The organism is Chryseobacterium flavum (assembly GCF_003385595.1).
In the GTDB taxonomy this organism is placed as follows: domain Bacteria; phylum Bacteroidota; class Bacteroidia; order Flavobacteriales; family Weeksellaceae; genus Chryseobacterium; species Chryseobacterium flavum.
The window spans coordinates 347214-360104 of sequence record NZ_QNUE01000002.1 but is presented as its reverse complement, the minus strand read 5'-3'; the positions used below and the strand labels follow the sequence as shown (position 1 = coordinate 360104).

Genomic DNA, 12891 nt, shown 5'->3' with positions numbered 1-12891 from the left:
CGTCCTCCTTTGCAAAAGATTGATTGAGCTGTCATTTAATAAATCTTACCTGATGAAAGACCCTTATATTTCAGATCAATATTTTGAAAGCATGAACTTTATCCGGCTTCCCTTAGAAAAAGGGGAGTATGAAAGCTGTACATTCAGAAACTGTAATTTTGAATATGCGGAATTGTCTGGTTTCAGCTTTACGGATTGCGAGTTTATAGGCTGTAATATGAGTATGGCAAAATTAATTAAAACTGCATTTCATGATACTCTTTTCAAAGAGTGTAAAATGTTTGGTCTCCAGTTTAATGATTGTAATGAATTTGGACTGTCTTTTACATTTGACAGTTGCTCCTTAAACAATTCTGTATTCTATCAGACCTCTGTTAAAAAAACTGTTTTTAGAGATTCCAGGCTTATCGAAGTTGATTTTGCGGAATGTGATCTGTCAGGGGCTGTCTTCAGCCATTGTGATTTATCCGGTGCTGTTTTTGATAATACAAACCTTGAAAAATCAAATTTTGTAACTTCATTCAATTATACTATAGACCCTGCTTCAAACAGGCTTAAAAAGGCCAGGTTTTCTCTTTCTGAAGTTTATGGACTCTTGTATAAACTGGATATCGAAATTGATAAGAACAGCTGATATTAATACTATATTGTATTAAGGATACATTGATATGAAACAGCTTAAAATAAAAAAGCCATCAAATCTGATGGCTTCATTATTTAAATCAATTATTTATAAAATTAAAAATTTGCTGGTGTAGCAGGAGTAACAGCTGCTAAATTATTGTACGCTTCTCCGTTTTCATTAATGACTCTTTTTGCAAATCTGTACTTAGGACCCCAATATGAATCATTAAGTGAAGAAATCATTACTCCTTTTGATGTTGCTGCGTGGATGAATTTTACTTCACCATCTTCAGAAACACTTTCTACAATGCCTACATGAGAAATTCTCCTTCCGTGAGAAAAGAAAATCAGATCTCCTTTTTGCAGGTCTCCTTTTTCAATTCTTTCACCTTCCTGTGCCTGTGATGCAGCTACTCTGGGTAAAGTAAGACCTGCAGCTGCTCCAAATACTGAAAGAACAAAAGCTGAACAATCTATACCTCTTCTTGTTGTACCTCCGTATCTGTATGGAGTTCCAAGATAGGTTTCTGCCTCTTCAAGGATACCATCAATGGTTTTGTTGTATTTTACTGCCTTGGCAATCTCAGAATTCTTGATAGCTTTCTTTGCATTAGCTAGAGCGGCTGTCTTTTCAGCAAGAAAGGAATCAATAAGTCTCTGCTTATCCTGCTCAATTTTTTTGCTGTCTATAGAAGCTAGTTTGGCATCTGTTTTGTATTCTTTAGCGTAAGTTGCTGGTTTTGAAACTACATAATTTGTAGCACACGATTGCATTGAAACTGTAGTAACTAAAGCAACTAAATAAAACAAAACTCTTTTCTTCATATATATTTGATTATCCGTGTTAAAAAGGAATATTTATTTTCAAAAGCATTACAAAAGTAGAGATTCCGAATAAAAGACCCCTGATATGATAATTGTCAGGATCTTATTTTAACACATTTTAACATATAATTTACATATGTTAAAGAAAAATAAACCGCAACCGCCATTTTTTGGTGAGTGTGCGGTTTTTTTTATTAAGATTCTTTAACAAACGATATCGAATTTCTTCTATAGATCAGGTTTTCTGATGTAAGGGATGACTTTACCAAATTGTTAAGAAATACAAAAAATTCCCCGGGAAACCGGGGAATTTAAACTAATATGGAACTTTACAGATGTTATTTTGTAAACAACATTTCTCTGTATTTTGTCATAGGCCAAAGCTCATCGTCAACCATCATTTCCAATGCATCAGAAGCTTCTCTGATCGGATCAAATAATGGTTTTACTTTGTTACAATAGCTTTCTGCCTGTTTTTGGCTGTCTGATATGCTTTTTGCTGCTTCTCTGGCTTGGATTAAATCTTCAACACCAAGCTTGATTTTAGAAACATTTTCGGAAATGCTTGTAATTAAACTCATCTGTTCCTTTGCCAGAGATTTGAATTCTTTATCACCAAAGATTTCTTTAAGACCTTTTACGTTTTCAATTAATCTGTTCTGGTAATTTAATGCAGAAGGAATGATGTGGTTTCTTGCGATATCACTTAATACTCTTGCTTCAATATCAATAACAGTAGAATACTTTTCTAATTTGATCTCGTTTCTTGCCTCAACTTCTCTGTGGGTGAAAATTCCCATCTCTTCATAAAGGTCCAGGAATTTCTTATCCATTTCCTGTTTTAAGGCTTCAGGAGTTGTTTTAAGGTTATTTAATCCTCTTTTCTTAGCTTCTTTTGCCCAGTCATCAGAATATCCATCTCCTTCAAACATGATGTTTTTACACTGTTTGATGTATTCTCTCAATATATTAAAAATAGCTTCATCTTTCTTAAGACCAGATTCAATTAAAGCATCAACTTCTTTCTTGAAATCATTTAATTGTTTTGCTGCAATAGTGTTCATTACAGTCATAGACTCTGCACAGTTTGCTGACGAGCCTACTGCTCTGATTTCGAATTTATTTCCTGTAAATGCAAAAGGAGAAGTTCTGTTTCTGTCAGTATTGTCTAACAGGATTTCAGGAATTTTTCCTACTACATTTAACTTTAATTCTGTTTTTTCTTCCGGTGATAATTTTCCGTTGGTTACTTTTTCAAGCTCTTCCAGAACGCTGAACAGCTGACTTCCGATGAATACAGAGATAATTGCCGGAGGGGCCTCATTGGCACCAAGTCTGTGATCATTGCTTGCAGAAGCAATACTTGCTCTTAATAAATCAGCATATTCATGAACCGCTTTAATTGTGTTCACAAAGAATGTCAGGAACTGTAAGTTTTTCTTTGGGTTTTTTCCCGGGCTCAATAGGTTTTCACCTGTATCTGTTGCTAAAGACCAGTTATTGTGCTTACCGCTTCCGTTTACTCCTGCAAATGGTTTTTCGTGGAAAAGAATGTGGAAATGGTGTTTGTGGGCAACCCTTGCCATAATATCCATTAATAATGAATTGTGATCTACAGCAACGTTTACTTCCTCAAACATAGGAGCTAATTCAAACTGATTGGGTGCAACCTCATTGTGTCTTGTAGTTGCAGGAATCCCCAATTTCATGCATTCAATTTCCAGCTCTTTCATGAAATTCATAACTCTTGTCGGAATAGAACCAAAGTAATGGTCATCAAGCTGTTGTCCTTTGGCAGGTGAATGCCCTAATAAAGTCTTTCCTGTTAATACAAGGTCAGGACGTGACTGGTATAATGCTGAATCCACAAGGAAATATTCCTGTTCCCATCCTAAAGTAGGAGTTACTTTTGTAACGTTTTTGTCAAAATACTGCATTACACTGGTGGCAGCTTCATCCACAGCATTCAGGGCTCTTAAAAGAGGAGCTTTGTAATCTAATGTTTCTCCTGTATAGGAAATGAAGATTGACGGAATGCATAAGGTGGTTCCCATGATGAAAGCCGGAGAAGTAGGATCCCAGGCAGTATATCCTCTTGCTTCAAACGTATTTCTGATACCTCCGTTCGGGAAAGAAGATGCGTCAGGCTCCTGTTGGATCAGCATGTTTCCGCTGAATCTTTCGATGGCTCTTCCTCCTTCTATCGGAGTAAAGAAAGAATCATGCTTTTCTGCTGTAGTTCCTGTTAAAGGCTGAAACCAGTGAGTGTAGTGGGTAACTCCTTTGCTCATTGCCCAGTCTTTCATAGCTACAGCTACCTGGTCTGCTATATGTCTCTGTATTTTGGTTCCTTTTTTAATGGCATCCATGATAGAGCTGAATGCTTCTTTCGTTAAATATTCTCTCATGGTTTCTTCTGAGAAAACATTTTTGCAGAATAATTCTGAAAGTTTTGCAGGAACCTCAACTGAGTTGTCTCTTCTGAAGTCCTTAAATGGTAGGGTTTCTAACGCTTTGAATCTTAAGGTTGACATATTGGGTGATTTTTTACAGGGCAAATTTACAAAAAAAATGAATCGAAATCATTTTGACCCTAAAAAAATAGGGGTTGTTTTAAAAATTAACATAAATTAAACATTGGTTTAATGTTTTTTGCCGGGGGTATGAGCTGTGGATTGTATTACTGATTAACAATAAAGGCCTGTTTTAACGGGATGGGTGCCTCATTTATACAAAATACAACATGTACAGTATTAAGCTACTTATTAAAAGATAGTTAAAATAAAATGGACAAAGATTTTGTATATTTGTGTGAAATTTATTTTATGACAAATTCTAGAGCAAGAGAAACAACAGAGGCTATTGAAAGGTTATATATCTCTATGAGACATTTATTTTATAGAGGATTTTTCAAGCCGGGTGGTGTTTCAGGAGAGAGCCTTAGGAGTTTGTTGAAAACAATCAATCCGGAGATTTACGGGACTATGAATATCCCTAATAAACTGGAGCTTGATGGATTGATGTATGTTTTAGACAGACTTCCTGAAGGAATTGAAGAATGTGCTTTTATTCATCTTACATCTGATGAAGGGTTTGATAAAGGAAGTTTCGAACCGATAGTTCCCAAGAAAAGAAGAAGGAACTGTTATAGAATAGACGAACACCAGATGAATATCGAAGTTCTGTTAGGGCGTTCTGAAATTTATGACATTCTTACCCATCTTACCTTCCTATTTATAGAAGCTGATAAAATCCGTAACCTCGCTTTCATCCAGGACGAAAACTGGAAACCGACACGCGCCTTCAAAATTATTGAAGAAGTAGTGAAAGGAGAAAAAAAATTCAGCAGAAAGGAAAAAGAAGTTGCACTTATACACCTTTCATCTTTAATAGGAAGAACTTTTGATGAAACTTTAAGGGCTTATAATACTTTTGGTGATGATAATAATCCTGACCGCTTATTTAAAATCATTTATAACTTAGGAAAAGTAAGTCTTGAAGATGCAAAAGAATCAAGAGAGAGGGAAATTCATTTCAGTGCCATATTAAAGGAAAGGGTAGGACATCATTATTTTGGAGAGAAATGGGCCAATAAAGTGAAGGAAGTTTTATTTGAAAATGATCTTCATATGCGTCCGTTACATATTATTTCAGCCAATATGCATTCGGTAAAAAATATGCTGTATGCTAATGATGCACTTAAGAAAAAACATCATCATGAGGTAGACTATAAGCTGTATGAAGATATTTCAAACAAAAAAGACCTTCGTGATAAAGTATTAAAGTATGCTTTGGAAGAAGGAATGATTCATATTGCAGATAAAAGCGGAAGTAATATAGATGTTCAGATCATTGATCTGGGTAAGACTAATCTGAAAAATACACCTTTCAGCCATCTTAAGTTTGGAGGAGATGATGTAGTGATGGTGTTTGACTATGCCTTCGGAGAGCAGGCATTTGAAGTAATGGATGAGTTGCTGAGGCCTTTTGAACATAAAGGAGAGGTATATATGATGCATGTAAAATCTGTTTCCATTATGGGAAAAGCAGGTATTCTTACCGGAGAAAAAGGAGATATTATGATTCCAACCTCCCATATCTTTGAAGGTACTGCAGACAATTATCCTTTTGAAAATGCATTGAAACTTGAAGATTTTAAGGATGATGAACTAAAAGCATTCGAAGGACCAATGATTACGGTTTTGGGAACTTCTCTTCAAAACAGAGATATTCTTTCGTATTTTATGAATACTTCATGGAAAGCAATCGGGCTTGAAATGGAAGGGGCACATTATCAGAAGGCTATCCAGGTAGCTTCCAAAATCAGGCATCATATTTCGCCTGAGCTGTTTGTATGCTATGCTTATTATGCATCTGATAATCCATTGGAAACAGGAAGTACATTGTCTTCAGGAGGACTGGGACTTACGGGAGTAAAACCCACTTACCTGATTACGCTAAGAATCCTTGAAAAGATTTTAAACAGCGGAAAGAAGGAAACTTCTGACAAAAAATAATTGTAATTTAAAAATTATAACACAGGCCTCAGATACTTTTGTATCTGAGGTTTTTTGTGCTTATAAATATCTACGTAATCAGTAAATCGTTGAAATTTAAAATGTTATTTTCCAATTGCTTATCTTTAAAAACGATAAATAAAATAGTAACTATGAGTTCAGTATTACAATTATCAAAAAGATTCAGAGAAGTTATGCTGGATGGTCTCTGGATTGCCAATACTAATTTTAAAGATCAGCTTTCAGATGTAGATTGGCAACAAGCCGTCACGAAGATAGGTTCTTTAAATACTATTGCAATGCTTACTTTTCATATTGATTATTATATAGCAGGAATTGTTAATGTTTTTGAAGGAGGAGGCCTTGAGATCAAAGATCAATTCAGTTTTGATCTTCCGCCCATAGAATCCCGGGAACAATGGGAAGACCTGCTGAATAAACTCTGGGTAGATGCTGAAAAATTTGCAGGATTATTGGAACAGATGCCGGAGTCCAAACTTGACGAAGTCTTTGTAGATGAAAAATATGGTACTTACCGAAGAAATATTGATGGCATGATTGAACATGGCTATTACCATCTGGGGCAGATTACCCTGATCAAAAAGATCTTAAAGTTTGATAAACAATTTAACAATTAATACCCAAAACCATCTAAAATTTCAAAATAACTCCTATTTGAGGGTGTTATTTAAATTACCTACCTTTAGAAAAAAATAAAATTTTAAATGAGAAAATCGGCTGCAATCATTTTTGCGTTTATCATTTCACAATTTCAGGCTCAGCAAGGAGCTTATTATCAGCAGGCTGCAAAGTACAAGATGGATATTGATGTCAATGCTGAAAAATTTACCTATCAGGGAAAACAAACTATAGAATACACCAACAATTCACCGGATGAACTGAATGTGGTTTATTTCCACTTATACTGGAATGCTTTTAAACCTAATTCTATGATGGATCAAAGAGTCGCTTCCCAGGGAAAAAATGGTGACGGAAGGTTGCAGAAAGATGGAATTTCACGATTGGCTTCTATTCCGAAAGATCAGGAGGGAGTTCAGAATATCCATTGGATCAGGCAGAATGGAAAAGATTTGAAATTTGAAGTTCAGGAAACTATTATGAAGGTGTATCTGTCAGAGCCTATCAAACCAAATTCCACAACAACGTTTACGATGGACTGGGATGCTGTAATACCTCAGCAGATCAGAAGAAGCGGAAGAAACAACAGGGAAGGTGTTGATATGACAATGACACAGTGGTACCCCAAAATTGCTGAATACGATTATGACGGCTGGGCAACATTTGATTATATGGGCAGGGAATTCCATGCCCCATTCTCTGATTTTGACGTGACCATTAAAATCAATAAGGATTATGTTGTAGGTGCGGGCGGAATTCTTGAAAATCCGGCAGAAGTGAAAGGATATGATTCCAATGCGAAAATCAAAACAGAAAAAGATAAAAAGGCAACCTGGAAGTGGACTGCGAAAAATATTCTTGATTTTGCATGGAGTGCAGACAGGGATTATTCTGTGGAGAGTTTCAATGTTCCTGATGGTCCGAAAGTATATCTGGTATATCAGAAAAATGATAAAACTAAGGTCTGGGGGGAGGCTCAGCCTTATATTACCAAATATTTCCAGATTATGAATTCTCATTTTGGTAAATATGTATATCCGACTTACGCATTTATTCAGGGTGGAGACGGTGGAATGGAATACGGAATGTGTACCATGATTTTAGGTGAAGCCAAAAGCATAAAGGATCTGATGGGGCTTATGGCTCATGAAGGATCTCATTCATGGTACCAGCAAATGCTTGCAACAAATGAATCCGTACGTCCATGGATGGATGAAGGGTTTACAAGCTATGCCGAAGGCTATACCATGTACCAGCTTTTTCCCGAAGAGCTTCCAAATCCTTTTGCAAAAACACTGGATGCTTACCGGAACTTTGTTAAAAAAGGAATCGAAGAACCTGCTGTATGGTTAGGAGACCATCATGATAACGGGACTTCTTATACGTATGCATCTTATGTAAAAGGTGAATTATACCTGGTTCAGCTGGGATATATTATGGGGGAACAAAATCTTGCAGAAACCTTAAAGCAATATTATGATCAGTGGAGTATGAAACATCCTTCAGACAGGGATTTTCTTCATATTGCTCAAAAAGTTTCAGGAATGGATCTGAAATGGTTCCATAATTACTGGATCAATACAACCAAAACAATTGATTACGGAATCAAAGATGTGAAATATGATGCCCAATCCACTACAATTACTCTGGTAAACAATGGACAGGTTCCTATGCCTGTAGATTTCAGTGTAATGACTAAAGATAAGAAAATAGTTACGTATCAGATTCCATTGAATATGACGCATACATGGAAAGAAAAAGATGTGTATGGTGATTTTAAGACCATGCCGTACTGGCCTTGGACCCAGAAGGAATATACTGTAACGATTCCTTATTCAAAATCTCAATTGTCTGTATTGGGAATTGATTTCAGCCAGAGAATTGCAGATGTGAATATGGCGGATAACTTTATAGAAATAAAATAAAACGATAAACATATAGATAAAAGGAGTATTTGAAAGTACTCCTTTTATTTTTTTATAAATTTGGGAGGAAAATTTTTTCAAATCATAGCCTGTTAAAATATAAATGAATTCAATTGTAATAAATGTAGGGAACAGTAACATCCGATTTGGTCTTTTCAATGGAGATAACTGTGATATTTCTTGGGTAATCAATACAAAACCTTACCGGACCGCAGACGAACTTTATGTGCAGATGCTGATGCTGTATCAGACCTATAAAATTGAGCCTAAAGAAATTGACAAAGTGATTATAGGATCTGTGGTTCCGCAGCTTACTAAAGTAATGAGCTCCGGAATTAAAAAAATACATGGGATTCTTCCTGTTATTGTTGACAGAACAACACCCTCAGGCGTTCAGGCAAAATCAAAACAGATGGGAACAGATATTTATGCAAATCTTGTAGCTGCTCATAATCTGTATCCGGACAGGAAAAAGATTATTATCGATTTCGGAACCGCTCTTACTGCCAGCTGTGTAGCCGAAAACGGGGAGACATTAGGCGTTATTATTGCACCGGGAATAGTTACTTCGTTAAATTCACTGATCAGCCAGACAGCACAGCTCCCTGACATCGAGCTGAAAAAACCTAAATCAGTTCTGGGGCTGGATACGGTAACCTGTATGCAGAGCGGGATGGTATATGGTTTCCTGGGAATGGTTGAAGGCTTTATTAACCGAATCAATGATGAGGTTAATGACGATTGTTTTGTAGTCGCAACCGGTGGTGTTTCTCATGTATACAAGCCCCTGACGGATAAAATTCATGTCATGGACAGGCTTCATACCCTGAAAGGGCTTTACTTCCTGGGTAAAGACCTGTAACTTCAAAGGTAAGTTGGGAAAGCCATGTCCAAATTGTTATTAATAAAAACCAATCACATATGATAAAAGAATTTCCTGTGCTGGAAACGGAGAGGCTTGTCCTTTCTAAGCTGGAAGAAAAAGATATTCCGTTGATTACTAACTATCTTCAGCATCGGATTTATTCTGATCTGACGTCTAATATTCCACATCCATATACTGATAATGATGCCAGGCTCTGGATCAAAATGTCCGAGGAATCTTTTAAAAACAATACTGGTTATACTTTTGGTATACGGAATAAAGAATGGCACATTATAGGTGCTATAGGTCTTCATGACCGTGATGATGACAAAGCAGAGCTTGGATATTGGATAGGAATGCCTTACTGGAATAAAGGATATGTAACTGAAGCTGCCAAAGCAATTGTGAATTTTGGTTTCAGCCAACTTAATCTCAATAAAATTTTCGCGACTCATTTTATTCACAATCCTGCCTCAGGAAAAATTATGGAAAAGATAGGAATGGAGAAAGAGGCTGTTTTAAAACAACATGTCAAAAAAGATGGTGACTATTTTGATCTGATAATGTACTCTATTTTTAATCCTTCAAAATAATCAGGAATAAGCTAGTATGCTGCTATCTTTTACTTTTAAAAAATTCCTTAACAATGGTGGAGCATTCATGTTCCATAACCCCTGTTATAATTTCTGTTTTGGGATGAAGGGACAAATTTTTGTTGATAAATCCTCTCTGTTCGTCTCTTGCCCCGATGACAACTTTTGAGATCTGAGACCACGAAAGGGCTCCCGAGCACATTACACAAGGTTCTAACGTTACATACAGTGTACAGTTTTTAAGATATTTTCCTCCCAGGAAATTAGCTGCGGAAGTAATGGCCTGCATTTCTGCATGGGCAGTAACATCATTCAAGGTTTCTGTAAGATTATGGGCTCTTGCAATGATCCGGTTATTAGAAACTACTATACATCCAATAGGGACTTCATCTTTTCCCAGGGCAGCTTCTGCTTCCTGCAGAGCCATTTTCATATAATATTCATCAGTAAACATTATTCTGCCATAGTTAAAGTTAAAGGAAGCCTGAATTGAAATCTTGCCGGATCTCCTTTGGTTAAAGCCGGAAGGAATTTTTCAGAAATAGAGTATAAGGCAATTTCAGCCTGACGGTTAAAAGTGAAATTATCGCCCTGTGCATGAACATTACTGATGCTTCCGTCTTTTTCTACAATAAAAGCAACACTTGTTTTTACTGTTTTGGCTTCCGAGTAAACGGCATCTACATAAATAAGATCTGCAACCTCCTGTCTCAGTGTATTGATTCCTCCGGGATAATCGGGGGCTGTTTCTGCAGTATTTCCGGGCCTTTCTCTGAATGCTCCTTTTGACATTTTTATAGACTCAAGATCTTCAAGATTCCTTACTTTCAGCAGAGCACCTATCAATGCTGTATTTTCAATACTGTCCATTTTTTTCATGAAGTAAAGAAAATCTCCCTTTATGGCCTGTTTTTTAAAGGTATTGGGTTCGGCATCAAATTTTTTTCTGAATTCCTGATTCAGCATACTCCGGTGTTGATTATAATAGCTTTTTACAAGCCTGAACTCCTCCTTTTGCTGTGACAGGCAAAATGAAGAAATAAAGAAGCAGGTGCAAATAAATAAAGCTCTCAAACCAGGTATATTTATGTAAATATACTTAAAAAATATGAGATGAAATGATTTGTTTTCAGCTTTCAAGATAGCGGTTCAGTGACTCCTGAAGATGATTACGGATCTCATCAACTAAACCTTTCGGTTCTAAGACGGTTACTTCTTTTCCATATGAAAGTATTTCCTGCATAAAATCATACGTAGGATGAAGGAAGAACTCAAAGTAGATTTCTTCCGGGGTCTCTTTGGTTTCTTTCTGCGATTGATGGAGTGGGAAACTTCTGATATATTCTCCCTGATGACGGCTGCATTTCAGCACAATATTCTGGGGCTTCTGTTCTGCCAGATTCATTACTCCGAAAGCATTCTTAAAATGCTCCCTGAAATTAAAATTATATTTTTCACGGAATTTATTTTTTCCCACATCCAGATAATTAATCCGGTCCAGTCCGAATGACTTCAGAATTTTGTCTTTGGTATCTATTGCAATAAGATACCACCGGTCTTTGGATTCCTTTAAAGCCAGGGGATGGACTTTACGGGAAGTCATGAGTTTGTTTTTAAAGTTATAATGCTCAAAAGTAATTACCCTTTTATTGCGGATGGCAAAGAATAGGTCATAGAAATGTTCCACACCTGTAGGTTTACGGGTTTCAAAGAAGATTAAATTTGAAAAATCAGGATGAAGATTAAGCGCATTGCTCACCTGAAATGATTCCAGCAGCTTTTGATTGTATTCATCCACTTCCATAATAGGACGGCTTTCAATATAATACCGGTTATCACCCTTTTTTTTATTATGAATGGAAAGATTAAAGAGATCAGAAATCTCACGGATATCCCTTTGCAGGGTACGGATCGAATAACTCTTGATTCCGGCATCCTGAAATTCAAAAGAGTTTAAAAGGTATTCTTCCAGCTGTGAATAGGTCGCCGGAGAATTTTCCAGTCTTTTTATAATCAAAGCATATCGTGTCAGGTAAAAATCTTTCTTCATGGTAAAATTTTGAAAGACAAATATAAGAGGTTAATACGACAAAATATGTCGTATTTTAATTTTTATGAATTAACCTAAAAAATCTTTTTTGTAAAATTTTTACGTTTAAAGTTTTGGTGAATGAAATATTCAGATTTATTTACCATAAAATTTAGTATTTCATTTTATTTCGAAAATGGGTTTTAATAAGAACCCATTTTAAAGTACTAATTATTTTAATTTCTGTTTAAAAAAAATGAAACCAACTATTCCCTGTTGTTGCAGAAAAGTTCGTTGGTTTCATGAGATGTCAGGTTATAATTAGAGCACTTATAACATGCTCGTGGATTTGTCTGATACTAAGCTCCGGCTGCCCTCTTTTGTGAATGGTGAGTTCAAAGGTGATACATAAATTTGACGAGATTGCAGTGAATGCATTATGGATGCATAAAAATAGTGAGCAGCTCGGGCTTGTTATCAGTTGATTTGTTTAAAGTGTGTCTTCTTCGAAGATATCATTTTCGAAATCATGCCTGAAGAAATTTTCAATATCGTTGAGATAGTTTTCATAATCCATCTCTGCATTTTCAATGTCGCTCCATTCTATTGTGTAGAGGTCTTCATCAAAAATTATATCTGGGTTGTGATTGGTTGTCTCCATGTTTTTGTGCTTTAAGGTTTGATAAAATTGAACATACTGAGGGGGTCAGTGTTGATGCATCTTGAATTCAAAGGCCTTTTTTAATTTTTTACTGACTTTTTTTTTGCGATTGTTTTTATATTTCAAAAGTAACAGGCAGTGGCGACAAAACTCGACGTATAAAAAAATAGCTCAAAAAATTTGAGCTATTTTTAATTCTAAGAAAAATCTGTA

12 protein-coding genes are annotated in these 12891 nt (G+C 36.0%); 6 read left to right on the top strand and 6 right to left on the bottom strand.

The window, feature by feature from the left end; translation table 11 throughout:
• Positions 1-52 precede the first annotated feature (52 nt).
• On the top strand, positions 53-634 hold the full coding sequence (locus tag DRF59_RS03700; protein ID WP_115957031.1) for a pentapeptide repeat-containing protein: 582 nt from the start codon (positions 53-55) through the stop codon (positions 632-634).
• A gap of 104 nt (positions 635-738) precedes the next feature.
• Here DRF59_RS03700 and DRF59_RS03695 read toward each other — a convergent pair whose 3' ends face one another.
• Positions 739-1449: a C40 family peptidase gene (locus DRF59_RS03695; RefSeq protein WP_115956934.1), complete on the bottom strand. Its 711-nt coding sequence runs from the start codon at positions 1447-1449 to the stop codon at positions 739-741.
• A gap of 338 nt (positions 1450-1787) precedes the next feature.
• The gene (locus DRF59_RS03690; RefSeq protein WP_115956933.1) at positions 1788-3983 is read right to left on the bottom strand and encodes a glutamine synthetase III family protein; all 2196 of its coding nucleotides are present in this window, start codon (positions 3981-3983) and stop codon (positions 1788-1790) included.
• Positions 3984-4274: 291 nt separating this feature from the next.
• Between DRF59_RS03690 and DRF59_RS03685 the strand changes: the two genes are divergently transcribed.
• From DRF59_RS03685 to DRF59_RS03665, 5 genes are all read left to right on the top strand, one after another.
• A complete protein-coding gene (locus DRF59_RS03685; RefSeq protein WP_115956932.1) occupies positions 4275-5966 on the top strand; it encodes a DUF6909 family protein in 1692 nt (563 codons plus the stop codon).
• A gap of 152 nt (positions 5967-6118) precedes the next feature.
• Positions 6119-6604, top strand: coding sequence for a DinB family protein (locus DRF59_RS03680; RefSeq protein WP_115956931.1), 486 nt, complete (start codon positions 6119-6121; stop codon positions 6602-6604).
• 87 nt (positions 6605-6691) lie between these two features.
• Positions 6692-8530: a M1 family metallopeptidase gene (locus DRF59_RS03675; protein ID WP_115956930.1), complete on the top strand. Its 1839-nt coding sequence runs from the start codon at positions 6692-6694 to the stop codon at positions 8528-8530.
• A 103-nt stretch (positions 8531-8633) separates the two neighbouring features.
• Complete coding sequence (locus DRF59_RS03670; RefSeq protein ID WP_115956929.1) at positions 8634-9392, top strand: type III pantothenate kinase; 759 nt, start codon at positions 8634-8636, stop codon at positions 9390-9392.
• A gap of 59 nt (positions 9393-9451) precedes the next feature.
• A complete protein-coding gene (locus DRF59_RS03665; RefSeq protein WP_115956928.1) occupies positions 9452-9988 on the top strand; it encodes a GNAT family N-acetyltransferase in 537 nt (178 codons plus the stop codon).
• Between the two features lie 22 nt (positions 9989-10010).
• On the opposite strand, the gene DRF59_RS03660 is transcribed toward DRF59_RS03665, so the two are convergent.
• The 4 genes from DRF59_RS03660 to DRF59_RS20690 form a co-directional block, all read right to left on the bottom strand.
• Positions 10011-10442, bottom strand: coding sequence for a nucleoside deaminase (locus tag DRF59_RS03660; protein ID WP_115956927.1), 432 nt, complete (start codon positions 10440-10442; stop codon positions 10011-10013).
• Positions 10442-10954 carry a hypothetical protein gene (locus tag DRF59_RS03655; protein WP_115956926.1) on the bottom strand — a complete coding sequence of 171 codons (513 nt, stop codon included), beginning with the start codon at positions 10952-10954 and terminating at the stop codon, positions 10442-10444. Before DRF59_RS03655 ends, DRF59_RS03660 begins: the two co-directional genes overlap by 1 nt.
• 163 nt (positions 10955-11117) lie before the next feature.
• The gene (locus tag DRF59_RS03650; protein ID WP_115956925.1) at positions 11118-12038 is read right to left on the bottom strand and encodes a helix-turn-helix transcriptional regulator; all 921 of its coding nucleotides are present in this window, start codon (positions 12036-12038) and stop codon (positions 11118-11120) included.
• A gap of 469 nt (positions 12039-12507) precedes the next feature.
• A complete protein-coding gene (locus DRF59_RS20690) occupies positions 12508-12678 on the bottom strand; it encodes a hypothetical protein (protein ID WP_157967429.1) in 171 nt (56 codons plus the stop codon).
• Between the last annotated feature and the right edge of the window lie 213 nt (positions 12679-12891).